The organism is Mycolicibacterium cosmeticum (assembly GCF_000613185.1).
GTDB classification, from domain to species: Bacteria; Actinomycetota; Actinomycetes; order Mycobacteriales; family Mycobacteriaceae; genus Mycobacterium; species Mycobacterium cosmeticum.
The window spans coordinates 2,088,399-2,113,085 of sequence record NZ_CCBB010000003.1; the positions used below are offsets into that span (position 1 = coordinate 2,088,399).

General features: G+C 67.9%; 24 protein-coding genes. 8 read left to right on the forward strand and 16 right to left on the reverse strand.

Going from position 1 to position 24,687, the window contains the following annotated elements:
- Window positions 1-2: 2 nt before the first annotated feature.
- On the reverse strand, window positions 3-473 hold the full coding sequence (locus tag BN977_RS29375) for a heme-binding protein (RefSeq protein WP_036403532.1): 471 nt from the start codon (window positions 471-473) through the stop codon (window positions 3-5).
- A gap of 438 nt (window positions 474-911) precedes the next feature.
- Here BN977_RS29375 and BN977_RS29380 point away from each other — a divergent pair, with 438 nt between their 5' ends.
- Entirely contained in the window at window positions 912-2,537 is a 1,626-nt protein-coding gene (locus tag BN977_RS29380) for an APC family permease (RefSeq protein WP_084172716.1), read from the forward strand.
- A 59-nt stretch (window positions 2,538-2,596) separates the two neighbouring features.
- On the opposite strand, the gene BN977_RS29385 is transcribed toward BN977_RS29380, so the two are convergent.
- Both BN977_RS29385 and BN977_RS29390 read right to left on the reverse strand, forming a co-directional pair.
- Complete coding sequence (locus BN977_RS29385; RefSeq protein ID WP_036403534.1) at window positions 2,597-3,664, reverse strand: LacI family DNA-binding transcriptional regulator; 1,068 nt, start codon at window positions 3,662-3,664, stop codon at window positions 2,597-2,599.
- A 93-nt stretch (window positions 3,665-3,757) separates the two neighbouring features.
- On the reverse strand, window positions 3,758-4,591 hold the full coding sequence (locus tag BN977_RS29390; RefSeq protein ID WP_036403535.1) for a mycofactocin-coupled SDR family oxidoreductase: 834 nt from the start codon (window positions 4,589-4,591) through the stop codon (window positions 3,758-3,760).
- Between the two features lie 146 nt (window positions 4,592-4,737).
- Here BN977_RS29390 and BN977_RS29395 point away from each other — a divergent pair, with 146 nt between their 5' ends.
- Window positions 4,738-5,628 carry an LLM class flavin-dependent oxidoreductase gene (locus tag BN977_RS29395; protein WP_036403536.1) on the forward strand — a complete coding sequence of 297 codons (891 nt, stop codon included), beginning with the start codon at window positions 4,738-4,740 and terminating at the stop codon, window positions 5,626-5,628.
- Between the two features lie 2 nt (window positions 5,629-5,630).
- Here BN977_RS29395 and BN977_RS29400 read toward each other — a convergent pair whose 3' ends face one another.
- Window positions 5,631-6,173: a TetR/AcrR family transcriptional regulator gene (locus tag BN977_RS29400; RefSeq protein ID WP_036404867.1), complete on the reverse strand. Its 543-nt coding sequence runs from the start codon at window positions 6,171-6,173 to the stop codon at window positions 5,631-5,633.
- Window positions 6,174-6,231: 58 nt separating this feature from the next.
- Here BN977_RS29400 and BN977_RS29405 point away from each other — a divergent pair, with 58 nt between their 5' ends.
- Window positions 6,232-7,491: an MFS transporter gene (locus BN977_RS29405; protein ID WP_036403537.1), complete on the forward strand. Its 1,260-nt coding sequence runs from the start codon at window positions 6,232-6,234 to the stop codon at window positions 7,489-7,491.
- Between the two features lie 24 nt (window positions 7,492-7,515).
- On the forward strand, window positions 7,516-8,412 hold the full coding sequence (locus tag BN977_RS29410; protein WP_036403539.1) for an alpha/beta fold hydrolase: 897 nt from the start codon (window positions 7,516-7,518) through the stop codon (window positions 8,410-8,412).
- Window positions 8,413-8,415: 3 nt separating this feature from the next.
- On the opposite strand, the gene aceA is transcribed toward BN977_RS29410, so the two are convergent.
- The 7 genes from aceA to BN977_RS29445 all read right to left on the reverse strand — a co-directional run bounded on the left by aceA (window position 8,416) and on the right by BN977_RS29445 (window position 15,265).
- The gene (aceA, locus tag BN977_RS29415; protein WP_036403541.1) at window positions 8,416-10,704 is read right to left on the reverse strand and encodes an isocitrate lyase ICL2; all 2,289 of its coding nucleotides are present in this window, start codon (window positions 10,702-10,704) and stop codon (window positions 8,416-8,418) included.
- A gap of 82 nt (window positions 10,705-10,786) precedes the next feature.
- The gene (locus BN977_RS29420) at window positions 10,787-11,035 is read right to left on the reverse strand and encodes an anti-sigma factor family protein (protein WP_191262585.1); all 249 of its coding nucleotides are present in this window, start codon (window positions 11,033-11,035) and stop codon (window positions 10,787-10,789) included.
- Window positions 11,032-11,667, reverse strand: coding sequence for an RNA polymerase sigma factor (locus tag BN977_RS29425; RefSeq protein WP_036403543.1), 636 nt, complete (start codon window positions 11,665-11,667; stop codon window positions 11,032-11,034). The genes BN977_RS29420 and BN977_RS29425 overlap by 4 nt, the downstream gene beginning before the upstream one ends.
- Window positions 11,664-12,152 carry a YkgB family protein gene (locus BN977_RS29430; RefSeq protein WP_051562052.1) on the reverse strand — a complete coding sequence of 163 codons (489 nt, stop codon included), beginning with the start codon at window positions 12,150-12,152 and terminating at the stop codon, window positions 11,664-11,666. The genes BN977_RS29425 and BN977_RS29430 overlap by 4 nt, the downstream gene beginning before the upstream one ends.
- 79 nt (window positions 12,153-12,231) lie before the next feature.
- Complete coding sequence (locus BN977_RS29435; RefSeq protein ID WP_036403545.1) at window positions 12,232-13,596, reverse strand: NtaA/DmoA family FMN-dependent monooxygenase; 1,365 nt, start codon at window positions 13,594-13,596, stop codon at window positions 12,232-12,234.
- The gene (locus BN977_RS29440; RefSeq protein ID WP_407661216.1) at window positions 13,593-14,759 is read right to left on the reverse strand and encodes an LLM class flavin-dependent oxidoreductase; all 1,167 of its coding nucleotides are present in this window, start codon (window positions 14,757-14,759) and stop codon (window positions 13,593-13,595) included. Before BN977_RS29440 ends, BN977_RS29435 begins: the two co-directional genes overlap by 4 nt.
- A gap of 140 nt (window positions 14,760-14,899) precedes the next feature.
- Complete coding sequence (locus BN977_RS29445) at window positions 14,900-15,265, reverse strand: MerR family transcriptional regulator (RefSeq protein WP_036403549.1); 366 nt, start codon at window positions 15,263-15,265, stop codon at window positions 14,900-14,902.
- A 60-nt stretch (window positions 15,266-15,325) separates the two neighbouring features.
- Between BN977_RS29445 and BN977_RS29450 the strand changes: the two genes are divergently transcribed.
- Window positions 15,326-16,186 (forward strand): polysaccharide deacetylase family protein, encoded by an 861-nt coding sequence (locus BN977_RS29450; protein WP_084172717.1) that lies wholly within the window; start codon window positions 15,326-15,328, stop codon window positions 16,184-16,186.
- Between the two features lies 1 nt (window position 16,187).
- Here BN977_RS29450 and BN977_RS29455 read toward each other — a convergent pair whose 3' ends face one another.
- Complete coding sequence (locus BN977_RS29455) at window positions 16,188-16,784, reverse strand: hypothetical protein (RefSeq protein ID WP_036403554.1); 597 nt, start codon at window positions 16,782-16,784, stop codon at window positions 16,188-16,190.
- Window positions 16,785-16,800: 16 nt separating this feature from the next.
- Here BN977_RS29455 and BN977_RS29460 point away from each other — a divergent pair, with 16 nt between their 5' ends.
- Window positions 16,801-17,613: an endonuclease/exonuclease/phosphatase family protein gene (locus tag BN977_RS29460; protein WP_051562053.1), complete on the forward strand. Its 813-nt coding sequence runs from the start codon at window positions 16,801-16,803 to the stop codon at window positions 17,611-17,613.
- Window positions 17,607-17,798 (forward strand): hypothetical protein, encoded by a 192-nt coding sequence (locus tag BN977_RS29465; RefSeq protein WP_036403556.1) that lies wholly within the window; start codon window positions 17,607-17,609, stop codon window positions 17,796-17,798. The genes BN977_RS29460 and BN977_RS29465 overlap by 7 nt, the downstream gene beginning before the upstream one ends.
- Here the strand turns inward: BN977_RS29465 and BN977_RS29470 are convergent.
- The 4 genes from BN977_RS29470 to BN977_RS29485 all read right to left on the reverse strand — a co-directional run bounded on the left by BN977_RS29470 (window position 17,782) and on the right by BN977_RS29485 (window position 23,512).
- Window positions 17,782-18,084 (reverse strand): hypothetical protein, encoded by a 303-nt coding sequence (locus tag BN977_RS29470; protein WP_234709687.1) that lies wholly within the window; start codon window positions 18,082-18,084, stop codon window positions 17,782-17,784. The two genes, BN977_RS29465 and BN977_RS29470, sit on opposite strands and share 17 nt — an antisense overlap.
- A gap of 5 nt (window positions 18,085-18,089) precedes the next feature.
- On the reverse strand, window positions 18,090-18,554 hold the full coding sequence (locus BN977_RS29475; protein WP_024452522.1) for a DUF1942 domain-containing protein: 465 nt from the start codon (window positions 18,552-18,554) through the stop codon (window positions 18,090-18,092).
- A 65-nt stretch (window positions 18,555-18,619) separates the two neighbouring features.
- A complete protein-coding gene (locus tag BN977_RS29480; protein WP_036403561.1) occupies window positions 18,620-20,983 on the reverse strand; it encodes a phosphoketolase family protein in 2,364 nt (787 codons plus the stop codon).
- A 42-nt stretch (window positions 20,984-21,025) separates the two neighbouring features.
- A complete protein-coding gene (locus BN977_RS29485; RefSeq protein ID WP_036403563.1) occupies window positions 21,026-23,512 on the reverse strand; it encodes a glycogen/starch/alpha-glucan phosphorylase in 2,487 nt (828 codons plus the stop codon).
- An 81-nt stretch (window positions 23,513-23,593) separates the two neighbouring features.
- Between BN977_RS29485 and BN977_RS29490 the strand changes: the two genes are divergently transcribed.
- Window positions 23,594-24,646: a phosphotransferase family protein gene (locus tag BN977_RS29490; protein ID WP_036403566.1), complete on the forward strand. Its 1,053-nt coding sequence runs from the start codon at window positions 23,594-23,596 to the stop codon at window positions 24,644-24,646.
- Window positions 24,647-24,687 lie beyond the last annotated feature (41 nt).

Here is a 24,687-nt window from a genome sequence, read left to right on the forward strand (position 1 = left end):
TGTCACGCCCGGAAGGCGCGCAGCGCCTCGATGACGAACCGGTGATCCTCCTCTTCGGCCAACCCGGACACGCCGACGGCTCCGATCAGCGAGCCCCGCACCCGCAGCGGCACGGCTCCGCCGGCCAGGGCGATCTCGCTGCGCCGGTAACCGCCCGCCTCGAAGTAGTCCGCCGGTTCGGCGCGCTGCGCACAGGCCAGCGCCCACGACGAACAGTTGTGCTTGGCGACGGCGCGGAACTTGCGTGCCAACCAGTCGTCGTTGGTCGCCGCCGACCCGGCGAGTGCGGCGTGGAAGACGCGTTGCTCGCCGAAGTTGATGGCGATCGCAACCGGCAGGGTGCGGGCCGTTGCCGCGCTGACCATCGCGGTACCCAGTGCCCACGCGTCGTGGTATCCGAAGGACGGGAAATCGAGCGCGGCCTCCTCGGTCACGGCGGCCAGGTGCCGTTCACGCCAGTCGGTCTCGGGCATCGGCCGGTCCTTTCATCGCGGGTGTCCGGACACGACGGTAGGTCCGCGGGCGGCCGCAGGGAATGCGCACAGTGAGTAAGCAAGGGGCGCCCAATTGCACAGGTTCGTCGCTTCGCGACGATCCGACGGGCGGCTGGGCAGGACTGGTGGGACCGATCCGCCGCGCGCGCCGGGAAGGGCTATTTGACCTGCATATTTGCGGCGAGTTACGGCCATATTGCGGGGCGCGGGAGGTAATCACTGCGTGAAAACACTTCGACATTGCTTGCACGTATTGAGTCTGTTTGCCGCCGTCCCGTTCATCGACACTTCATCTGTGGCCATGGTCACAGGCACCCCGGCGCCGGGCACCTTGCGAACGCTCCCGCCGCCGGTACGCCAAGACCCGTGGTTGACCAATCCAGCCGATCACCAGACCCTTAGTGCAAGGAGACCACGATGTCAGTGACCAACTCCGGAGGGCAACCGCTCTCCGGTGACAATGCCCACCTGAGGGTGCTGGGCTACGAAGAGAAATTCGATCGCAAGATCGGCATGTGGTCGAACTTCGCGCTCGGCTTCCTGTACCTGTCACCGTTGGTGGGCGTCTTGTCGATGTTCACCCAGGCCCTCACGACAGCGGGTCCGCCGTCGATCCTGTGGTTGGTCATCGCCGCCTTCGGGCAGCTGTTGGTGGCCATGGTGTTCGGCGAGATCGTGTCCCAGTTCCCGATCGCGGGCGGCCTCTACCAATGGGCGCGGCGGCTGTGGAACGGTCCGTATGCCTGGATCATGTCCTGGATCTACATCGCGGGTGTCGTCGTGGGCTGCACCACCACGGCGATGTTCAGCGCCGATTTCGTGCTGGCCCTGTTCAATCCGGACTCCAATATCTCGTCGACCCCGCTGCAGAAGCTGATCATCGCGACCATCGTGGTGGTGATCTGCGTGTTCTTGAACTCGACGGGTTCGAAGACGTTGGCCACCATCGCCAAGGTGGGATTGGCCGCCGAACTGGCGGGCATCATCGTGGTCGGGCTGTACCTGCTGATCTTCGCCCGTAAGAACGATTTCTCGGTGCTGTTCAACACCTTCGGTACGGGTGGCGACGGCGATTACATGAGCGCCTTCGTCACCGCGGCGATCATCGGCCTGGTGCTGTACTACGGCTTCGAGGCCTGCGGCGAGGTGGCCGAGGAGACCCCCAACCCCAGCCGGTCCATTCCACGTTCGATGATGCTGACCGTGGTACTCGGCGGCGCCGCGGCGATGTTCGCCTTCATCGGCTACATCCTGGCCGCACCGAACCTGGCAGCCATCGTCGCAGGCGACGTCGCCAACCCGATCACCGCGATCCTCACCGACAACTTCGGCGAGGTCGGCACCAAGGTCTTCCTGGTGGTCGCGCTGACGTCGTTCCTGGCGTGTGTCATGGGGCAGCAGGCGGCCGGCGGACGGCTGATCTTCTCGTTCGCCCGTGACGACATGTTCCCCGGCGCGCACATCTTCAAGAAGATCTCCAGCCGCAAGATCCCGCTCAACTCGACCATCCTGGTCGCTTCGCTGTGCTTCTGCCTGTTCTTGCTGCTGTACTTCCTGCCGGACGCGCTGTTCCGGGTGGCCGCCTTCCAGATGCTGGCCGGCTACTTCGCCTTCCAGATGGTCGTGCTGGCATCGATCCGGGCCCGCGCGAAGGGCTGGAAACCCGGCGGTCAATGGACGCTGGGCAAGTGGGGCTGGCCGGTCAGCATCGGTGCCCTGACCTACGGTGTGCTGTCGATGATCGTGCTGGCCCGCCCCAACGGCGATCCGAGCCTGCACTTCGCGGACCGCTGGATCGCCCTGATCGGCTTCCTGGTGGTGGTCGCCGTCGGCGTGATCTACATGGTGGTCGCCAAGCCCTATCGGAAGTCGACCGCGCCCGAGGGCGATGCCATCGAGATCGCCGACATCCTGCGCAAGCACCGCGCCCAGCACGATATGGCCGCCTTCGCCGAAGAGGTACCGCTGGCCGAGCCGACACCGCCGGTGGCGCAGCCCCACCATCGCCGGGCTGATCGCGAGGAAGTCGGCGCCGCGGACTAGCGCGCTGCACGACGAGGCCCTGCCGGAGAATGCTCACCCCGGCAGGGCCTCCGTCGTCGTCAGCCGACCACGGGTCCCGTGGTGTTCCGGACGACCAGCTCGACCGGTTTGACCGACCGCCGGCGCTGGTGGCCGGCGATGACGTCCAGCAGCATCTGGGCCGCCGTGCGTCCCTTGTCTTCGAGCGGTTGCCGGATGGTCGTGAGTCCCAGCAGATCGGCGATCGGGGCGTCGTCGAACCCGATGACCGAGACCTCCCGCGGCACCGCGATGCCCAGTCCGCGAAGCACTTTCAGAACCGCGGCGGCGTGCACATCCGAGGTCGTCACCACGGCCGTCGGCCGGGCGCAGGCGATCAGCTCGGCCGCGGCGGCCATGCCGCTGGCCATGTCGATATCGGGGGCCTCGATGACCGTCACGGCGGCGGCGTCGACGGCGTGCGCGAGCAACGCATCGCGATAACCGGTGAAGCGCTCGGCCAGGTACGTCTCGGCCACCATCGGCACCTGCGCCAGCGAGCGGCAGCCGGGGAAGTGCCGGCCACCGATGCGGTCGGTGAGCACCGCGATGCGCCGATGCCCTTGAGTGAGAACGTGATTCATCTGATCGGTGCCGCCTTGGCGATGGTCGGCCGTGACGTACGGCAGATGCGGCAGGCGCGGGGAATCGATGGCCACCGCGGGCAGCCCGCGGGACCGGATCGCCTGGACCACCTCGTGGTCGTTGGGCAGACAATGCATGACGACCCCGTCGACCAGGCCGCGCAGCACCGCCGGTGTCGCCGGGCGTGCCGTCGGTTCGGGCGCATCCGGACGCGCAACGGGCAGCAACGTCAACGCCACATCGGCGAGCTCGCCCACCTCGACAATCCCCTTGAGCAGCAGGGCGGTCGACGGATCCTCGACGGCGTTGGCCAGCGGGCCGGGCACCAGCACGCCGACCGCGCCGATCCGGCCCGAGCGCAGGAAGCTCCCGGCGATGTTCGGCCCGGTATAGCCGAGTTCGGCGGCCACCGCGAAGATATGGTGACGCTGGGTTTCCGACACCCGCGGAGAACCGCTGTAGGCGTAGGACACCGACGCCTGGGACACGCCGGCGGCCTTGGCGACGTCCTTCATGGTGACCATCGGGTTGCTTTCTGGTGCGGGGCCGGCGTTACGGGCGGATATGAGAGTAGCCCTCCCGGCCGGAAGGGCTACTCAGGTGAGCGCGTCGCGCGATCAGGACTTGACGATGAAACCGGCGTCGATGACCAGGGGAGTGGCGGTGATGTAGCGGCCCGGTTCGGTGACCAGGTAGAGGATGGCGTTGCTGACGTCCTGTGGCTGCATCCACGGCACCGGCAGGATATGGGTGCCGGCGAAGGTGTCGATCACGTCCTCGCGGGTGGGCTTGTCCAGGTCGGGACGGAACAGCCCGTACACGAAGTCGTTGTTGATCATGTCGGTGTCCACGCAGGTTGGGTTCACCGAGTTGACCCGGATGTTGTACTGACCGAGTTCGCGCGCCAGCGAGGTCATCAAACCCGTGACACCGTGCTTGGCGGCCGCGTACGACGAGATGTTCTCGGCTCCCTTGAGTGCCTCGGTCGACCCGATGAATACGATTGAGCCACCCTGGTTCTGGGCGATCATGGTGGGAATTGCGGCCTTGACGGTGTGGAACACGCCGTTGAGGTTGATGTCCACCATCTCGCGCCAGTCCTCGGGATCGATCTCCCAGGTCTTGGCGCCCGAACAGATGCCGGCGTTGGGTACCACGATGTCCACCCGGCCGAATTGCTCGATGCCACGGTCGAATACATCCTTCACCTGTGCGTAGTCCCGGGTGTCGGCGATGTCGACGAAGATCTGGCCGCCGAGTTCCTCGACCTGGCGCACAGTTTCCTGGAGGTCGGATTCCGTGGTGCCCGGGTAGGCGGTGGTGCTGGGTTTGCCGCACAGGTCGAGACCGATGATGGCGGCGCCCTCCCTGGCCAGGGTGAGCGCGTGCGATCGTCCCTGACCGCGGGCGAGCCCGGTGATGAAGGCGACCTTGCCGTCGAGTTGTCCCATGAATGACTCCGATGATCTGGGTGTCTTTGTCGAGCCTCGTTCGAGGCGTGGTGAATCGTATCACCACACGCGGCCTCATCAGGCTGCATCAGCTGGACTGATACGATTCACTCGTACCGTGGCAGCCGCACTTGAGGAGGGCATCGATGGGCTCCGACGCCGCAAACATCCGGTTGGGAATCGTCTACCGGCCGCAGATCGCTCCGGAGCATCTGGCGGCCGCGGCTCGTGCGGCAGACCGGGCCGGCGTCGACGAAATGTGGCTGTGGGAGGACTGTTTCCTGGCGGGAGGCATCTCCGCTGCGGCGATTGCGTTGTCGCACAGCGAGAATTTGACCGTCGGAGTCGGTGTGTTGCCGGTCCCGATGCGCAATGTGGCGGCGACCGCCATGGAGGTCGCGACGCTGGCGCGGGCATTCCCCGGCCGCGTCCGGATCGGCCTGGGGCACGGTGTGCAGGAGTGGATGGGCCAGATCGGGGCGCGCGTGGATTCGCCGATGACGCTGCTGCGCGAATATCTGACGTGCCTGACCGCGCTCCTGCGGGGCGAACGGGTGACCTTTCACGGACGCTACGTCAACCTCGACGAGGTCGCGCTGGACTGGCCACCGCCCCCGGGTACCGAGGTGCTGGCCGCGGCGATGGGCCCGAAGACGCTGCGGTTGAGCGGCGAGCTGGCGGCAGGCACGGTGCTGTCCGGCGGCACCACACCCGACGGCGTGCGCGCCGCGACGGCCCACATCCGGGCCGGCGGTGAGCGGCGCACCGAGCCGGCCGCGCATTCGGTGGTCACCTACGTGCTGTGCGCCACCGGGCCGACCGCACAGGCGGACCTGGACGCCGAGATACGGCTCTGGGAGCTCGACCCGAACCAGGATGTCGGCCTGGCCGGCGATGCCGACGAGGTGGCGGCGGGCATCGGCCGGTGGGTCGCCGCCGGGGTGGACACGGTGGTGCTGCAACCGGGCGCCGAGGTGGACGTGCAGGAGTTCGCCGGGTTTGTCGGGCGCGATGTGCGGGCGGCGCTGGCGCGCTGACGCTACGGGGACCGGCCGATGTCGACGATCCGGTCGATGACGGCGAGCAGTTCGTCATCGCCGGTGGAGGGCACCGGCTTGCCTGCGACGGCTCGGGACAATGCGCTGTAATACCGGCCGTCGCCGATGAGCTTGATGGCCCGCGCCAGGGCCAGGTCGCCCAACGCGCCGTGCAGGACGGCCAGCCAGTTACCGGACGCCTCCTCGATGGCCGCACGGGCGCGCGCGTTGCCGGCCTGCTGCAACCGTGACACCGCGACCAGTACCCGGTCCAGTGGCGTGCCCTCGTAGCGCGAGGTGCGGACGTAGTACCGCGCGGGGCCCTCGTCGGCGCTGCGCATCCGTTCGACGTCCACGGCGGCGAGGGCGAGCAGCCGCTCGCACAACGCGTTGCTGAGCTCCTCTTTCGCGGGGAAGTGGTACAAAAGGCCGCCTTTGGACACACCGGCTTTGGCTGCGACAGCATCGAGGGTGGCGTAACGCTCGCCCTCGACGGCGAGCAATTCCTCATACGCGTCGAGGATGCGGTCGCGTGCCGAGCTCATCGGCAGAGCGTACATTCTCGCTTTCGAACTGTACCGTCTGGACGGTACAGTTCGACGGGTGAAGGTCTATGCAGGGCTGCTCCGCGTCCCGGGTGTGCTGACGCTGGTGGCGTCGCAGACCTTCGCGCGGCTGCCGCTGGGCATGCTGTCCCTGGCCGTCCTGCTGCATGTGCAGGAGAAGACCGGCTCGTACGCCCTCGCCGGTGCCGTGGTGGCGTGCGTCAGCATCGGTGAGGCACTCGCGATGCCACTGACCGCGCGGATAGCCGGCAAGGTCGGCCGCGCAACGACGTTGATGGCGGCCGCCGCGGTGAACGGCGGTGCGCTGGTGGCCCTTGCGGTCGCGGGTTCGGCACCGGTGATGCTGCTGCTGTCGGGTCTGGCGATCGGCGCCTCGGTGCCCCCGCTGGCGCCGGTGGTCCGCGCGCTGTACCCCTACATCGTGTCCGGCCCGGGCCTGCGGGCGTTGTTCGCGCTCGACACCACGGCGCAGGAGGTGTGCTGGGTGGTCGGACCGCTGGCCGCCACCGTGCTGGCCTCGGCTCTGTCGACCGCCCTGCCCTTGGTGGTCGCCGGGGCTGTCACGGTGGTGGGCACCGCGTGGTTCCTGTACAGCGCCCGCCATGTGCGGCCGGCGCCGCGGCACAGCGGTGCGGCCTTCGGCCGGGTGCTGGGCAATGGCGCCGTCGCGCTGGCCATCGCGGCCAGCCTGCCGCTGATCGCGTCCTTCACCGCGCTGGAGGTCGGCGTGGTTGCGCGTTACGGCACGAGCAGCGCCATGACCGGTGCCGCGATCGCCGTGGCCAGCCTCGGCTCGCTGGTCGGCGGAATCATGTTCGGGCACCGCCGATTCGGGGTGCGTGGCCTGGTCGCCGCGTTGGCGACCGTCGCCGTCGGGACCGCGCTGTTCGGCGTGGTCGGGCAGCACGGGCTGCAGCTGGCGGTGCTGTTCGCCTCCGGCCTGGGTTTCGCGCCGGCCCTGGCCACCCTGTATCTGATGGTGTCGCGCGCCGTCGACGAGCACGCCTCTGCCGAGGCGTTCGGCTGGCTCAACAGCGGGAACCTCGCCGGCGGAGCGATCGGCACGGCAACCGGGGGCGTGGTGACCGACACCCACGGCTTCACCGGCGCCGTCGTCGTGTCCGTGGTCCTGGCGGCCGTCGCCGCGCTCAGCCCGCTGGTCGCCAGGGCCGCGGGCCCGGTGCGGGGCTTGGGCGATGCGCCGGCCGACCTGGTGGGTGCTTGCCACGGCGGCGCCGAGGCTACAGGATCAGCCGATGAGCACCGCACCGGTAGCGGCCGCCGCTGGACTTCGTGAGCCCGTCGCCGCGGGGGATGGCACGTGAGCACCGGACTCGACGCGGCGGTCGTCGGCTCGGGGATCGAACCGCCCGTCGAGCCGAAGGTCCGTCGCGCCTTCGGACTGCTGGAGCGGATCGCGCCGGCCTGGGGCGCCCGGTGGGCTATCGAGCTGTGGTGCACGCCACCCACGATGGAGTTGAGCCAGCGCATGCCGCCGGGTGTGCCGCAAAGCCGGCCGCTGGAGGCCCGATGGGACGGACATCGCGTCCGCGGTGAGATCTGGGGCGACGGCCCGCCGGTGTACCTGGTGCACGGCTGGGGTGGCTGCCGCGCGCACATGGGTGTCTTCGTCAAACCGCTCGTCGCGGCCGGATACCGCGTCATCGCCTTCGACCTGCCCAGCCACAACGAATCCGAACCGGGCGCGCTGGCTCCCGGGCGCACCACCATCCTGGAGTGTGCCGAGGCCGTCGGCGCGGTCGTGCGCACGTACGGCGCCGCCCACGGCATCATCGGGCACTCGTTGGGCGCCAAGGCCGCAGCGCTGGCGGTGGCCCGCGGGACCCGCGCCGAACGCCTGGTGTTCCTCGCCCCGATGGGCGATTTCTCGCTGTATCTCGACCTTTTCGCCGATCGCCACGGTTTCGGCCCGCGGATCCGGAGTCGCCTGCACCGCCGCCTCGACGAGCGCCTCGGCATGCCGCTGTTCGACACCGACATCTCGGCCATGGCGGCCCGGCCCGACAATCCGCCGCTACTGCTCCTGCACGATCCCGACGACCGCGACAGTCCCTACCAGACCAGCAGTGCCATCGCGGCGGCCTGGCCGGACGCGCGGCTGGTCACCACGACGGGCCTGGGCCGGCTGGCCCACTACCGCATCCTGCGGCACCGCCCGGCGCTGAACGCCGCCGTCGAGTTCGTCACCGAGGCGTGAGGCTCAGTCCTCCTTGCGGATCAGCTTGCCCAGCGCCACCCGGTCGGCGGTCAGTAATTCGTCGATCCTGGGCTGGTTGACATCGGCGACGATGATCTCGCCGACCTCCTGATAGACGTTGCTGAAGATGCCGTGCTTCTTCATCTTCTCGGTCTGGTACACGTTGTCGTCGGTGGGCGTCACGTAGTAGACGATCTCCGGCTTGAACCGGTGGATCAGCCACAGGTGGATGACATCCATCAGGCGCTTCTTGCGCAGCTTCTCGGCGTAGGTGTTCTGGTCGCGGACGGTCAGGATGTTGCGGCCGTGCCGATCCTTGATCGGGTCGACCACGACGTCGGCCAGCTTGTCGTCGCCGTCGCCGTAGATGCCGAGCTCCAGCACATCGGACCCGGCCCGGCGCGGGCGCAACTGCACGCGCAGCGTCTCGCCGAGCTGATAGTGCTCGCCCCACAGCGCCAGCCATTCCTCCAACAGCTTCTTGGGCACCTCTGTCTGCACCAGATGCTGATGCTGGGTGGAACCCTTACCCATCGATTTGGTGGTGGCCGTGCGTCCCGACGACGCGGCCAGCGCGGCATCGCTGCGCGGGCCGCCGACCAGTGTCTGCGGTGTGCGGTAAGGAGATTCGACCAGTCGCATCTTGCGCTGCAACCGGGCCAGCGCCAGCATGCCGTCCTGGCGCAACGCCGTCGCGAACTCTTCGGCGGCCACACCGTCGATCTGGTGGCCGCCGTAGGTCATGAAGTTGAAGACGAACCCCATCTTGCCGAGTTCCTCGGGGAAGGCCCGCATTTCGTCATCGGTCATGCCGGTGGTGTCCCAGTTGAACGACGGCGAGAGGTTGTAGGCCAGCATCTTGTCCGGATACACCGCATGGACGGCGGTGGCGAACTCGCGGGCATCGGCCAGGTCGGCGGTCTTGGTCTCCATCCACAGGATGTCGGCGAACGGGGCGGCGGCCAGCGACTTGGCGATCGCGTACGGGATGCCACCCCGGATCTGGAAATATCCCTCCGGCGTCTTCACCCGTTCCGGGTCCCACGCGACGTCGGCGCCCAGTTCCTTGGCCTTCTCCCGGGCCGAGTACAACGACGCGGTCTTGGCGAACTTGCGCCATTCCTTGGCACTGGTGGCCGGCGGCTCGCCCTCACGCTCGCGGAACTCCAGCAGGTCGGCGACCGCGTCACCGTAGGTCTGCAACCCGGCGTCGTCCTGCCAGGCGTCGACGAACGCGGACTCGACCCCGTCGAACAGCTTGTCCAGCGACTGCCGGGGGTTGTCCTTCCACGATGCCGCGGCATCGGCCACCAACCGCAGGATCCCGTGCTGGTCCAGCCAGGCCTCGGCCGTGGCGTACTCGCCGTCGGGCAGCGCATACAGCTTGTGCCCGTTGAGCTCGGTGACACCCAGGTCGAAGAACCGCCGCGTCATCGCCAGGAAACAGGACTTGTAGGACGGGATGCGCAGATTGGTGGCACCCAGCAGGAAGGGCTGGTCCCGCTCGTCGGCGCGGCTGTCGATCAGGTTGGCCGCCTCGGCGTCGGTGCGGGCCACGATGATGCCGGGCACCCGCATGATGTCGAGCTGGAACCGGGCGGTGTTGAGCCGCTTGATCTGCTCGTCGGACGGCACCAGCACCTTGCCGCCCTGGTGACCGCATTTCTTGGTGCCCGGACGCTGGTCCTCGATGTGGTAGCCCGGCACACCGGCCTCGACGAAGCGCCGGATCAGATTGCGCACGTGCGGATCACCGCCGTGGCCGGTGTCGGCGTCGGCGATGATGAACGGCCGGTAGTCCACCGGCGGGGTCGCGGCCCGTTGCTCCTCCGTCATCTGCAGCCGCAGGTACTGCTGGTTGCGGTCGGCGGTCAGCAGCGCGCGCACCAGGCCCGCCGCCTCGTCCGGCACCTGACTCAGCGGATAGCTGGCCAGGTCCGGACCGGGATCCTCACTGATGGAGCCCTTGGCCGAGGTCGCCCAGCCGCCCAGGTAGATGCCCTTGATGCCCATCCGCTTCATCACCACCGCCTGGCCGGGCGAATAGGGGCCGAAGGTGGTGATGCTCTTCTTCTGCGCGAACAGCTCGCGCAGCAGCGGGTAGAACGCGGTGGCCGCCTCCCGCGCCACGGGGTAGTCCGAGGGGATCGTGCCGCGTTGCTCGGCGACCTGCCGGGCCGAGTACAGCCGGGTGATGCCCTCGAACCGTCCGCTGTCGAAATAAGCCTGGGTGGCCGCGACGTCGTCGTCGAAAGCCGAGGTGGAAGTGACGTTGTTTTCGATCGCGGTCATGTCAAGCGCTCCTCGTCGAGCTCGGGTCCGGTTCCATCATTGCCGCCGTGGCAGGCGGTGACACCCCGTTCGCTGAAATCATTCACCGCCAATCGCGGAACGCGGCCAGCAGCTTGTCCCGGAAAGCGGGGTCCAGGGTTTCCGGGTCCGCCTTGCCGAGCGTGTCCAGCGTGTCGATGGTGCCACGCAACTGCTGCAGATAATTCTCGCAGCCGTCACAGTCGAGCAGATGGGCGTCGAAACGCGCACGGGTGTCCAGATCGAGTGCGCCGTCGAGATACGCGGTGACGAGCTCGACGAGCTCATGGCAGTCCATCGCGTCGTCTGTCATGACGCCTCCTTCAGATAGTCCTCGAGTGCTTGTCGGACGGCGGCCCGGCCCCGGTGCAGCAGCACCCGTTGATTGGCGACGGTGATGTCGAGCAGCTCGCACACCTCGGTACTGTCCATGCCCAGCACATCGCGCAGTGTGACCACCTCGCGCTGACGAGCCGGCAATTTGTCCAGTTCGCGGCGGGTCACCGCCAGCAGTTCGGTGGCCAGCACCGAGCCCTCGGGGGTGTCCGGAAACGGCAGCGGCGCGGCATCGTCGCGCCAGTGACCGGGCCAGCGCTCGCCGGCGGCGCGGAACCGGGCAGGATCCACCGTCGGGCCGGCGAAGGCCAGGACGGCGACATCGGCGTCGCGACGCTCCCGCAGTCCCCGCGATTTGGCGGTGTTCACCAGCACCGTGAAGAGCCAGGTGCGCAGCGACGATCGGCCCTCGAATCCGTCGATGCCCTTCACCAGCGCGATCCAGGTCTCCTGGACCACCTCCTCGGCGATCTCGCGGTTGGGCACATAGCCACGGGCGACGCGCAGCATCGCCGGGGTGTGCCGGTCGACGAGATGGGCGAAGGCCGCCTCGTCGCCGCCGCGCAGGGCAGCGACGAGGGCGGCTTCCTCCGGGGCCGATGTGGTCACTGGGATCGAAGTGTAGCCGCCATCGCGTCGGCCAGCGTCCATGCCGAAACACCGATCAGCACAACATCTTTGATCAGGAACTGGCCCGTCATCGACAGTAGTGGGAAGCCCCCGGCGGACGCTTCGCCGATTCCGGGCGTGGTGAACAGGAAGCTGATCGTGGCGACGAAAAGGCCGATGGCCAGCACGCTGCCGACCGCCGAGACCCGCGGCCACCATGGCTTCACCGCCAACAGCACCGCGGTGGCAACCTCCAGGACGCCCAGCAGGGTGGCGAAGGTGGGCACCGAGAAGATGCCGTACAGCCAGCTCATCAGCGGACTGTTCGCCACCAGGGGCTCGATGCCATGGGCTTCGTAATCGGTGAACTTGAGCAGTCCGATCCACCCGATCACCAGCACCAGCCCGTACCTGAGCAGGACACTGCTGATGGTGGAAAGAGTGGATCCGGCCCTGGCGAGCCGGGCTTCCTGCAAGACGGTCATATCGGGCTCCTTTGCGCTCCGGTCGAGACGGTGACGCAAAGGGAGTGTGCCGGCGAGCCGCAGGCGTTACACGCGGCCGCTAACTGGCCCTGGACTGCCGGGCCGGCTCGGCCAGACCGAGATGGTCGCGCAGGGTGGCACCGGCATAATCGGCGCGGAACACCCCGCGCTCCTGCAACAGCGGCACCACCTTGTCGACGAACGGGTCCAGCCCGCTCGGCGTGACGTGGGGAACCAGGATGAACCCGTCGCTCGCATCGGATTGCACCAGGTGGTTGATCGATTCGGCCACGGTGGCCGGTGATCCGACGAAGTTCTGCCGACCGGTCACCTCGACGATGAGCTCGCGCGTGGTGAGGTTCTCGGCCTCGGCCTTGGCTCGCCACTCGTTGGCGACGGCGATCGGGTCCCGGTGCATGCGTACGCTCGCCCGCCCCTTGGCGATGGTGTTCTCCCCGACGATGGGATCCACCGTCGGCAGCGGGCCATCCGGGTCATGGTCGGACAGGTCCCGATTCCACAGCTGTTCAAGGAATTTGATCGCCGTCGCGGGGGACACCTGCGCCAGGCGCACCTCATGGGCGATATCGGCGGCTTCGGCGTCGGTGTCACCGAGCACGAAGGTCGCCGCGGGCAGGATCAGCAACTGATCGTGGCGCCGCCCGTATTTGGCCAGCCGGCCCTTCACGTCGGCGTAGAACGCCTGCCCGTCGGCCAGGGTGCCGTGCCGGGAGAAGATGGCGTCGGCGGCGGCCGCCGCGAACTCGCGGCCGTGGTCGGAGTCGCCGGCCTGGAAGATCACCGGGCGGCCCTGCGGGCTGCGCGGCACGTTGAACCGGCCGCCGATGTCGAAATGCTGGTCGTGATAGGAGAACGCGCCGGCCTGCGGATCGGACAGGAACACCCCGCGTTGCTTGTCGGCGACGATCTCGTCGCCGCGCCAGGAGTCGAAGAGGGTGTGCGCCGCCCGCAGGAAGCTCTCGGCCCGGGAGTACCGCTGGTCCTCGGCAAGGTACCCGCCGCGCCGGAAGTTCTCGCCGGTGAACGCATCCCACGACGTGACGACGTTCCACGCGGCGCGGCCGTCGGACAGGTGGTCCAGTGAGGCGAATTGCCGCGCCACCTCATAGGGTTCGTTGAAGGTCGAGTTGATGGTGCCGGTCAGCCCGAGCCGGTCGGTGACCGCGGCCAGGGCGGCCAGCACGGTGAAGGTGTCCGGCCGGCCCACGACATCGAGGTCGTAGATCAGTCCGTTCTGTTCACGCAGCCGCAAACCCTCGGCCAGGAACATGAAGTCGAACTTGCCGCGTTCGGCGGTCTGCGCGAAATGCACGAACGAGCTGAACTCGATGTGGCTGCCCGACGCCGGGTCGCTCCACACCGTGGTGTTGTTGACGCCGGGGAAGTGGGCGGCCAGGTGAATCTGCTTGACGGGCTTGCTCATCGGGCAACTCCTGCGTACCGGTTGGTGGGGCGGGGCAGACCGAGCAGGTCGCGCAGCGTGCCGCCGGGATGCTGGGCGCGCAACGCCCCGCGGCGGCGCAGTTCGGGTACCAACGCGCCGGTGATCTGCTCCAGGTCGTGCGGCAGGGTGGCCGGGCGCAGCCGGAAGCCGACCGCTCCGGCCGCATGCCAGTGCTGCAGCAGGTCGGCCAGCTCCACCGGGGTGCCCACGAACACCTCTGCGTCGCTGCGGTATTCGGCGCCCAGCCACTCGTCGAGGCGGGCCTTACGGGCGCGCGCCGCCGCGGTGGTGTCGGCGAGGAACACCACGAGGTCGGCGAACACCCGCACCGCGGGCAACCCGGACGGCCGCTGGGCGGCGATGGTGTCAACCAGCGCGGTGGTCTCCTCGGCGGTGTGTGGGGTGACGAATCCGATATCGGCGCCACCGGCGATGAGCCGGTACACCGGGTCGACGTGCCCGAGGGCGGCGACGATGGGCTGACCCTGCGGTGGGCGTGGGGTGATCGACGGCCCCCGCACCGAGAAATGTGCGCCCTCGAAGTCGATGTAGTGCAGTTTGTTCCGGTCGATGAACCGCCCGGTGGCGACGTCACGGATTTCGGCGTCGTCCTCCCAGCTGTCCCAGAGCCGCCGGAGCACCTCGATATAGTCGGCGGCCTCACCGATCAGGTCCTCGGTGACGAGGGATTCGGGTATCACTCGGCGGCCGAAATGCCCGGCCGCCTCGGGGCTGGCCGAGACCTGGACGCGCACACCCGCCCGCCCCGAGCTGACGTAGTCCAGGGTGGCGATGGCCTTGGACAGGTGGAACGGCTCGGTGTGGGTGGCGATGACGGTGGGGATCAGGCCGATATGACGGGTGGTCGGGGCGACGCGGGCGGCGATGAGCACCGCGTCGCACCGACCGCGGACCCGGTCGGTGCGCTCATCGGCCCGCCAGGGATGGTCGGACTGCAGGGCCAGCCCGTCCTCGATGGTCACCAGGTCCAGCAGACCCCGTTCGGCGGTGCCGACCAGGTCGGCCCAGTACCCGGCGGTCAGCAGGTCGTCGGGGCGGGCGTCCGGTTCGCGCCACGCCGCCGGGTGCCATCCGGTGCCGTCCAGGGCGACGGCCAGGTGGATGAAGTCGGGATCAGCCACGGGCAGTATCTCGCTTTCCTCGTTGTCACCGACAACGCATGCTCCGGGGTGACCATTCCGGGGCGGGACCGCCGGCCCGTCCAGTGTCCGGCGTTGTCCTGTGGGTTCAAGAGATCGGCGCACGGTGATGCCAAGGCGGATCAGTCCGGGGTATCCGCTGCCGCGGCGATCACCTGGTCCAGTACCTCGCGGGAGGCGGCCAGCTCGCGGATGCTGCGATCCAGCCGGTCGCGTTCGGCATGCAGGGCGGCGATCAGGCGCGGGGTCGCTCCGGGTGCCGGGCCGCCATCGGTGTCGCGCATACACGGCAACAGCCCAGCGATGGTGGCGCTGCGCAGGCCCGCGGCGAACAACTCCTGGATGTGGATCACCCGGTCGACGGCCCGCTCGGGGTAGTCGCGTTGTCCGCTCGGCGTCCTCGCGGACACCAACAGGCCCTGTTGCTCGTAGTAGCGCAGCGATCGCTCGCTGACCCCGGTGCGCCGCGCCAGCTCACCAATCCGCATGGGGCCGTTATACCGAATCGGCTTGCCCCTGACACCGGTGTCAGCTCCTACCGTGCCGTCATGACCACAGTTCCCTATACGCACCGTCCCATCACCGACCGGCCACCCCTGACCTGGCCGGGTGGCGCCCGGGTGGCGGTGTACATCGGCCTCAACATCGAGTATTTCCACCCGGGCCAGGCGTCCACCAGCATCTGGCCGGGAACCGCCGACCTGAACCCCGACCCGTTGAACCACGGCTGGCGCGACTACGGAGTTCGGGTGGGCATCTGGCGCACCATCGAGGCGCTGGACCGGCACGGGGTGCGTGCCAGCGCCCTGCTCAATTCCGATGTGGTGGCACACCACCCCGAGATCGTCGCCGCGGGCGTGCAACGCGACTGGGCCTGGCTGGCGCACGGGCGGACCAACTCGGCGTTGCACACCGGGCTTGCCGTCGACGAGGAACGGCAGCTGCTGAGCGAGATCACCGGCGCCATCGTCGAGGCCACCGGACGACAACCACTCGGCTGGATGGGGCCGGGTCTGACCGAAACGCAGCACACGCCGGGATTGCTGGCCGAACTGGGGTACCGCTACGTACTCGACTGGACCAACGACGACCAGCCCTACCCGCTGACCGTGCCCGGCATGCTGAGCGTGCCTTATTCGGTGGAGCTCAATGATCTGCTCATCTTCGGAAAAGGGTTCACCGGAGCGGAATTCGTGCAGATGGTGATCGACCAGTACCAGCAGTTGCACGCCGACGCCGCACATGGCAGCGGCCGGGTCCTGGCGCTGGCCTTACATCCGTTCGTCATCGGCCAGGCCTTCCGGCACAGGTACCTGGACCGGGCCCTGGAATTCCTGGCCGGCGCACCCGACGTGTGGTTGACCACCAGTGATGAGATCGCCGCGCACTATGTGGAGCAGCGCGGGTGAGTCACGCCGGGGGAGCGATGCCGAGACCGCCGCACAGACACAAGAACGCCGTCGCGAACGGGCTGTCGGCGGTCGCGGCCCGCACCTGCGGCCAATCCACCGCTTCCCGGACCGCGCGCACCCCAGGCAGCAGCGCGCCGAAATCGCAGTTGTGTTCGTCGAACGCGCGCAGTTTGTGGGTGATCACGCACGTCGGGGTGAGGACGGGCATCGGGATGGCCAGCACATCGCGGACCTCGGCGTGCCGTAGCGCCGCGGCGGTGACCGGGACCCGGTTGATGCGGAACAGCACATCCACCAAAACCTCCGCGGTGGTGTCCCGGAACGCTTTGAACAGCCAATCCTCGGGGCACGGCAGCAACTGGAAGCCGGCCGCCCGGAGCGTTGCGGCGGCCGCGTCCACGTCCGACTCGGCCACCACGAAATCGACGTCGTGGACCGGCTCCGGCCCGCCGTACACCCACAGCGCGTAGCTGCCGGCCAGGGCGAACTCGGGGCCGTCACGCTTGAGCGCCGCTGCGGCGTGCCGCAGCGATTCCCGCAACGCGTCGTGTCTGGCGCCGAGCGCGCTGTCGTGGGTGTGGTTGTGCTCGCTCATTGGGTATGGAGTACCCATGCGGGTTGCCACTTTCAACATTCTTCACGGCCGGAGCCCCGGCGACGGGGTGGACATCGACACGTTCGCCGACTGCATCCGCACCCTGGACGCCGATCTGCTGGCGCTCCAGGAGGTCGACGTCCATCAACCCAGATCGGGCAGTGTGGACCTGACGGCCGTTGCCGCCGACGCCATGGGCGCGGTGGCGCAGCGGTTCGCGGCCACCATCTCCGGCACGCCGGGCGCGGTCTGGGCGGCCGCTACGGGGGCCGAGCAGCCGGGCACGACCGCCTACGGTGTGGCACTGCTGTCCCGTTATCCGGTGCGCGACTGGCATGTCGTCTATCTGCCGCGGATCCCGTTCACCTTTCCGATGTACCTGCCGGGACCCAACCGGGTGATGATGGTCGACGAGGAGCCGCGGGCCGCACTGGCCGGATGTTTCGACACCCCGATGGGGACGTTCACCGTGGCCAGCACCCACCTGAGCTTCGTTCCCGGCTGGAATCGCTATCAGCTGCGCCGGCTGTCGCGCGACCTCTCGGCGTTTCCCGGGCCGCGAATGTTGTTGGGGGACCTCAATCTCACCGGCGCCGCGGCACGCCGGTGGTCCGGCTTGCGGTCACTGGTGTCCGCGTGCACGTTCCCGGCTCATCAGCCGGCCCGGCAGCTCGACCACCTGCTGACCGATCACCCGCGACTGCAGGCCCGCCACTGTGCCACACCAGAATTGGCCATCTCGGATCACCGCCCGCTGGTGGCCGACGTCGAACTGGCCGCCGAACCGTCCCCGTGCGCAGCACGAGAAATCACCGAAGGAGAATGCTGATGCGCAACGATGGTCCGGGCGAGAAGTCCGAAGAAGACGTCACCGACGATCCGCACGTGGCCGCGAGCCGAGCCAATGCCGACGGTGACGGTGCATACGTGGGCAGAACGAACCCCGATGACGCGCTCGACGCCGAGGAATCCGGCGCGGAGGCGAGGGCATCGGACCCTAATGAGGGAAGCTGACGATCAGTACCAGCACGGCGGCCGCGATGACGGCCCAGGCGGCCAGCGGGGCCAGCACGCCGCGACGCCGGCGGGCGGTGACGAACGACGCCACCACGGCCAGCCCCGCGACGGCCGGTACCCCGTACTGGATGAGGGTGAAGCCGAGCGTGTTCAGATGCGCGCAGTCGGGCTCACTGCAGCCCGCGGTGCCCATGATCTGCATGTAGGCAAAACCGACCACTGCGGCCGCTGCGGGGATGGTCGCCAGGGCGAGCACCCAGTTGAGCACCGACGAATTGCGCACCGAATTTACTTCCAGACCAGCACGTCTTGGCCACCGCTGCTGTACACCACGCTCTCCGGTGCCGGGCCGGTGACATCGAAGTAGATCTTGCCGGTGTCACTGGTGCCCTGCTGCAGTGGCGTCGGGTTGACACCCGTCGCGGTGGGGGCCGGCACGGCTCGATAGTCGGTGCCCACCGCCGAGCGGGCATTGAAGTCGGTCACCACCGGGGTGGCGGTGCCCTGTACGGCCTGCACCGTGGCAGTGGCCTCGTACAGGGTTCCGTTCACCGGCACCGGCAGCGTATCGGTGCTGGGGCGCAGGTCTTCGACGGTCCACGCGGTCACCGTGCCGGCCGGGCCGTTGAGTTCCTGCTGGTTGCCGTAACTCTCGCTGGCCGGCACGGCACCTGCCGAAGCCGCTGTCACGACTGCCAGCGACGCGGTGGCGAAGGTGGTTCCGGCGGCCCCGGCGATAGTTTTGGCGCGCATGATGATTCCTCTCCGTTGTTGGTTCGGACACCGGTCGACTACCCGGGTCCGCGGAGCGGGAAACGTCAGATGTCGCGTTCCCAGGTCCAGCCGGTGATGGCCGGGTCGTCCTCGCCGTATTCACGGGTGTAGTGCTTGGCCGCCAGTCGCGCGTCCACCATCTCCTGGCGCAGCACCGCGGCCGAACTGCCCAGTCCGGGCACCCGATCGATGACATCCATCACGAGGTGGAACCGGTCCAGGTCGTTGAGCATCACCATGTCGAACGGCGTGGTGGTGGTGCCGCGCTCCTTGAACCCGCGCACATGCAGTTGATCGTGGTTGGTGTGCCGGTAGGTCAGCCGGTGGATCAGCCACGGATAACCGTGATAGGCGAAGATGATCGGCTTGTCGGTGGTGAAGAGTGCGTCGAAATCCCGGTCGGACAAGCCGTGTGGATGCTCCGATTCCGGTTGCAGACGCATGATGTCGACCACGTTGACCACCCGCACGCCGAGATCGGGCAACCGGCGCCGCAGGATATCGGCGGCGGCCAGCGTCTCCAGGGTGGGAATGTCGCCGGCGCAGGCAAGCACCACATCCGGCTCACCGGTGGTGCTGCTGGCCCACTCCCAGATCCCCGCACCACGCGTGCAATGCGCGATCGCCTCGTCCATGGTCAGGTAGGTCAGCGCGGGCTGCTTGCCGGCCACGATGACATTGACGTACTGACGGCTGCGCAGACAGTGGTCGGCCACCGACAGCAGGGTGTTGGCGTCCGGCGGGAGATACACCCGCACCACTTCGGGACGCTTGTTGGCCACGTGGTCGATGAAGCCGGGGTCCTGATGGGAGGCGCCGTTGTGGTCCTGGCGCCAAACATGGGACGTGAGAAGATAATTCAGTGATGCCACCGGCCGGCGCCAGTCCAGGCGCGCACTGCTGGACAACCATTTGGCGTGCTGGTTGAGCATCGAGTCGACGATGTGCACGAAAGCCTCGTAACAGCTGAACAATCCGTGCCGGCCGGTCAGCAGGTAGCCCTCCAGCCAGCCCTGGCACAGGTGCTCGGACAGCACCTCCATCACCCGGCCGCCCGGTGCCAGGTGCTCGTCGTCCGGGGAGACGTCGGCCAGCCATGCCTTGTCGGTGGCGTCGAAGACCGCCGAGAGGCGGTTGGACGCCGTCTCGTCGGGTCCCATCAACCGGAAGTTGTCCGAGTTGCGCGCGATCACGTCACGCAGGAAGGTGCCCAGCACCCGGGTGGCCTCAGCGGACTCGGCGGCCGGCCGGCCCACCTCCACCGCGTAATCCTGGATCGGCGGCAGATCGAGGTCGCGCAACAACACCCCGCCGTTGGCGTGCGGGTTGGCCCCCATCCGGCGGTAACCCTGCGGGGCGAGTGCGCGCAGATCGGACCGCAACCCGCCGTTCTCGTCGAACAGTTCGTCCGGGCGGTAGCTGCGCAGCCAGCGTTCCAGCGCCGCCAGGTGATCCGGATTGGTGCGGGTTTCCGACAACGGCACCTGATGGGAGCGCCAGGTGCCCTCCACCTTCACACCGTCCACCTCGGCCGGCCCGGTCCAGCCCTTCGGGGTACGCAGGATGATCATCGGCCACACCGGGCGGCCGGTCTCACCGTCGGTGCGTGCGGCCCGCTGGATGGCACCGATCTGGTCGAACGCGTCGTCCAACGCCGCCGCGAGCTGCTGATGCACATTTGCCGGGTCGTCACCGGCAACGGTGATCGGGAGATAGCCGTATCCGGTGAACAGCGACTCCAACTCCTGCTGCGGGATACGGGCCAATACCGTCGGGTTGGCGATCTTGTAACCGTTGAGGTGCAGGATGGGCAACACCGCGCCGTCGCGGACCGGATCGAGGAATTTGTTGGAATGCCAACTCGCCGCCAGTGGCCCCGTCTCCGCTTCACCGTCGCCGACCACCGCGGCCACCACCAGGTCCGGATTGTCGAAGGCGGCACCGAACGCGTGCACCAGCGCGTAGCCCAGCTCACCGCCCTCGTGGATGGAGCCGGGGGTCTCGGCCGCCACGTGGCTCGGGATACCGCCGGGAAAGGAAAACTGGCGGAACAGCTTTCGCAATCCGTCGACATCCTCGCCGATGCCGGTGTAGACCTCGCTGTAGGTGCCCTCCAGGTAGGTGTTGGCCACCAACCCCGGCCCGCCGTGACCGGGACCGGTGATGAACACCACATCGGAGTCCCGGTGCCGAATGACCCGGTTCAAGTGCGCGTACAGCAGGTTGAGCCCGGGGGTGGTGCCCCAATGTCCCAGCAGCCGCGGTTTGACGTGCTCCGGCCGCAACGGCTGGCGCAGCAACGGATTGTCCAGCAGGTAGATCTGGCCAACCGACAGGTAATTGGCGGCCCGCCAATACGCATCCAGCTGCGCGAGTTCGACATCGGAGAGCGGTGCGGTGGTGGTCATGTATACCGGTGTACCCGTTCGTCCCGAGTGTCCGAAAGGGGCTTAGGTCACGACGTTGACCGGGCGGACTCCCCAGATATCGTCGCAGTACTCCTCGATGGCCCGGTCCGAGGAGAATTTGCCGCTGCGCGCGCTGTTCAGGATGGACATCCGAGACCAGGCGTCGCGATCCTTCCACGCGGCGCTCACCCGGTCCTGGCATTCCACGTAGGACGCGTAGTCCGCCAGCACCAGGAACGGGTCGTCGTAGCGCAGGTTGTCCACCAGAGGTCGGAACACCTCGGTGTCGCCGTGCGAAAAGTGACCTCCGGCAATCAGATCGAGCACCGACGCCAGCTCCGGGTTGGCCTCGATGAAGTCCGCCGGCCGGTACCCGTCGTGCTTGAGCGCCTCGACCTCTTCGACGGTCAGGCCGAACAGGAAGAAGTTCTCCGCACCTGCCTCCTCACGGATCTCGACATTGGCGCCGTCGAGCGTGCCGATGGTCAGCGCGCCGTTCATCATGAACTTCATGTTGCCGGTGCCGGAAGCCTCTTTGCCGGCTGTCGAGATCTGCTCGGAGAGGTTGGCGGCCGGGTAGATCAGGTGGGCGTTCTGGACGTTGAAATTCGGCAGGAACACCACCTTCAGGTACTGGTTCACGGTCGGGTCGTTGTTGATCATGTCGCCGACGGCGGTGATGAGTTTGATGATGCGCTTGGCCAGGAAATACCCGGGGGCGGCCTTGCCGCCGAAGATGAAGGCCCGCGGCGCGATCTCGATTCCCGGGTTCTTCTTGAGCCGCAGGTACTGGGTGACGATGTTGAGCACGTTGAGATGCTGGCGCTTGTACTCGTGGATCCGCTTGACCTGGATGTCGAACAGCCACGTCGGGTCCAGTTCGACACCGGTCTCGGCCACCACGAACTCGGCCAGCCGGGCCTTGTTGGCCCGCTTCATGTCTCGCCATTCCTGGCGGAAGCCGGGATCGTCGGCGAACGGCTCCAGACCGCGCAGCCGGTCCAGGTGGGTCAGCCAGCCGTCACCGACGGTGCGGTCGAGCAGGGCGCGCAACCCGGGGTTGGACAGTGCCACGAAACGCCGCGGTGTCACACCGTTGGTCTTGTTGGAGAAGCGTTCCGGCCACAGCTCGTAGAAGTCCTTGAGCACACTGGATTTGAGCAGCTCGGAGTGCAGCGCCGCGACACCGTTGATGGCGTGGCTGCCGACGGTGGCCAGGTAGGCCATCTTGACGGTCTTGCCGTTGTCCTCGCCGATCAACGACATCCGGCGCACCCGCTCCTCGTCACCGGGGAATTTGGCGCGCACCTCGTCGAGGAAACGGCTGTTGATCTCGTAGATGATCTCCAGGTGGCGCGGCAGGCTCTCGCCGAACAGGCCCAGCGGCCACTTCTCCAGGGCTTCGGGCAACAGGGTGTGGTTGGTGTAGCCGAAGGTCGCCACCGTGATGGCCCAGGCCGTGTCCCAGTCCAGGCGGCGCTCGTCGACCAGCAGGCGCATGAGCTCGGCCACCCCGATGGAGGGGTGCGTGTCGTTAAGTTGGAGTGCGAACCGCTTCGGCAGATCGAGCACCGATACGTCGGCCAGATCGTCCATGATGTGCAGGACGTGCTGCAGCGAGCAGGACACGAAGAAGAACTGCTGCAGCAGCCGCAGCCGCTTGCCCACCTCGGGCTCGTCGTTCGGGTACAGCACCTTGGTGACGGTCTCGGAGGTGACCTCTTCCTCGACGGCCTTGTAGTAGTCACCGGTGTTGAAGGCGTCCAGTGCGAAGGACTGCACCGCACGGGCGCTCCACAGGGTGAGCACGTTGCACGTCTTCACCCCGTAACCCTGGATCGGGGTGTCGTAGGCCACGCCCTGGATGATCCGGCCGGGGATCCAGCGGACGCGCTGCACACCGGCGTCGTCGGCGTAACGCTCGGTGTGCCCGCCCCACAACACCGGGTAGTGCACGTCGGGTTTGGCGATCTCCCAAGGGTTTCCGTTCACCAGCCAGTTGTCGGTCTTCTCGACCTGCCAGCCGTCGTGGATCTCCTGGTCGAAGATGCCGAATTCGTAGCGGATTCCGTAGCCGATGGCCGGCCGGGCCAGGGTGGCCAGCGAGTCCAGGTAGCAGGCCGCCAGCCGGCCGAGGCCACCGTTGCCCAGCCCGGGCTCCTCTTCGCAGGCCAACACCTCGTCCAGATCCTGACCGAGCTCGGCGAGTGCGGCGCGGGCCGCGTTCTCGATGCCGAGGTTGAGCAGGTTGGCACCCAGCTGCGGACCCATCAGGAACTCGGCGGACAGATAGCAGGTGACCTTGCTGCCGAGGTCCAGCGACGTCTGCGTGGAGGCGACGCGATTGTCCTGCATGCGGTCCCGGACGGCGAGGGCGAGTGCCCGGTAGTAGTGCTCGGGCCGCAGCGCCGCGGCCGGGCGGCCGATCGAGTACCGCACGTGGTCGACGATGGCGCGGCGCAGGGCGTCGGCCGACAAGCCGGTGCGGGCACGCTCGGCGGTGGGGGAGGGCGCGTCGAGATCGGTCATGCGTGCAGTCTGGCAGGGGTGCGTGCACATCGCGCGCGCAACAGGCGTCGGACGGGTTAACGGATATGAGACGCTGCGGGCATGTCCGGTGTACCCGAGCTTGTCGACGTTCTGCCACAACACCGCATCGACGAAGCCGCTCTCGGCCGCTATCTGGGCGCCCACGGTATCGACGGTCCGCTGGTGATCCACCAGTTCCAGGGCGGCCAGAGCAATCCGACGTTCCATTTACGCACCGGCGCAGGCGAATTCGTGCTACGCAAGAAGCCGCCCGGCGTGCTGTTACCGCGCGCCCACGATGTCGGCCGCGAGTATCGGGTGATGGCGGCGCTGGCCGGGTCAGGTGTGCCCGTGCCGCGGATGCGGTTGATGTGCGAGGACACCGACGTGCTCGGGACGGCGTTCTTCGTGATGGACCACGTACCGGGCCGGGTGTTCCCCGACCGGGTGCTGCGCGACGGCTCGCCGGCCGAGCGGGCGGCGATCTACGAGGACCTGGCCCGGGTGCTGGCCCGACTGCACGGCGTGGACTGGCGCGCGGCCGGGCTGGAGGATTTCGGCCGGCCGGTCGGGTACCTGGCGCGACAGGTGGCGTTGTGGACCCGGTCCTGGGAGGCCGTGAAGGTCGAGGACTGCCCCGACATGGAACGGCTGGCGGCCTGGCTGCCCGAGCATCTGCCCGCCGACCAGGAGGCGACCATCGCGCACGGCGACTACCGGCTCGGCAACGTGTTGATCCATCCCACCGAGCCGCGCATCGTCGCGGTCCTGGACTGGGAGCTGGCCACCATCGGGCACCCGCTGGCCGACCTCGGATATGCCGCCATGACCTATCACCTGCCCGGTGACGACGATCCGCTGACCGGGGTGGCCGGTGAAGACCTGACCGGCACCGGCATCCCGACCGAGGGTGAATTCGTCGCGAGTTACTGCCGGCACGCCGGTGTCGACGTGCCGGAGGACCTGAACATCTACATCGTGTTCTCGATGTTCCGGCTGGCCTCGATCGTCGCCGGGGTGTGGCGGCGGGGTCTGGACGGTAATGCCGCCGACGCCAGGGCGGGCACCGGAGTGTTCCGGGATCGCTACCGCAACCTGGCCCGACGGGCGTGGGAACTGGCCGCCCGGCTGTGAAAACGACCGACGTGGTAGTAAAGTTCTGACGAAACGAGAAT

Coding starts and splice junctions, on each gene's coding strand:
- BN977_RS29375 (WP_036403532.1), bottom strand. CDS start 473: ATGCCCGAGACCGACTGGCGTGAACGGCACCTGGCCGCCGTGACCGAG.
- BN977_RS29380 (WP_084172716.1), top strand. CDS start 912: ATGTCAGTGACCAACTCCGGAGGGCAACCGCTCTCCGGTGACAATGCC.
- BN977_RS29385 (WP_036403534.1), bottom strand. CDS start 3,664: ATGGTCACCATGAAGGACGTCGCCAAGGCCGCCGGCGTGTCCCAGGCG.
- BN977_RS29390 (WP_036403535.1), bottom strand. CDS start 4,591: ATGGGACAACTCGACGGCAAGGTCGCCTTCATCACCGGGCTCGCCCGC.
- BN977_RS29395 (WP_036403536.1), top strand. CDS start 4,738: ATGGGCTCCGACGCCGCAAACATCCGGTTGGGAATCGTCTACCGGCCG.
- BN977_RS29400 (WP_036404867.1), bottom strand. CDS start 6,173: ATGAGCTCGGCACGCGACCGCATCCTCGACGCGTATGAGGAATTGCTC.
- aceA (WP_036403541.1), bottom strand. CDS start 10,704: ATGACCGCGATCGAAAACAACGTCACTTCCACCTCGGCTTTCGACGAC.
- BN977_RS29420 (WP_191262585.1), bottom strand. CDS start 11,035: ATGACAGACGACGCGATGGACTGCCATGAGCTCGTCGAGCTCGTCACC.
- BN977_RS29430 (WP_051562052.1), bottom strand. CDS start 12,152: ATGACCGTCTTGCAGGAAGCCCGGCTCGCCAGGGCCGGATCCACTCTT.
- BN977_RS29435 (WP_036403545.1), bottom strand. CDS start 13,596: ATGAGCAAGCCCGTCAAGCAGATTCACCTGGCCGCCCACTTCCCCGGC.
- BN977_RS29445 (WP_036403549.1), bottom strand. CDS start 15,265: ATGCGGATTGGTGAGCTGGCGCGGCGCACCGGGGTCAGCGAGCGATCG.
- BN977_RS29450 (WP_084172717.1), top strand. CDS start 15,326: ATGACCACAGTTCCCTATACGCACCGTCCCATCACCGACCGGCCACCC.
- BN977_RS29455 (WP_036403554.1), bottom strand. CDS start 16,784: ATGAGCGAGCACAACCACACCCACGACAGCGCGCTCGGCGCCAGACAC.
- BN977_RS29460 (WP_051562053.1), top strand. CDS start 16,801: ATGCGGGTTGCCACTTTCAACATTCTTCACGGCCGGAGCCCCGGCGAC.
- BN977_RS29465 (WP_036403556.1), top strand. CDS start 17,607: ATGCTGATGCGCAACGATGGTCCGGGCGAGAAGTCCGAAGAAGACGTC.
- BN977_RS29475 (WP_024452522.1), bottom strand. CDS start 18,554: ATGCGCGCCAAAACTATCGCCGGGGCCGCCGGAACCACCTTCGCCACC.
- BN977_RS29480 (WP_036403561.1), bottom strand. CDS start 20,983: ATGACCACCACCGCACCGCTCTCCGATGTCGAACTCGCGCAGCTGGAT.
- BN977_RS29485 (WP_036403563.1), bottom strand. CDS start 23,512: ATGACCGATCTCGACGCGCCCTCCCCCACCGCCGAGCGTGCCCGCACC.
- BN977_RS29490 (WP_036403566.1), top strand. CDS start 23,594: ATGTCCGGTGTACCCGAGCTTGTCGACGTTCTGCCACAACACCGCATC.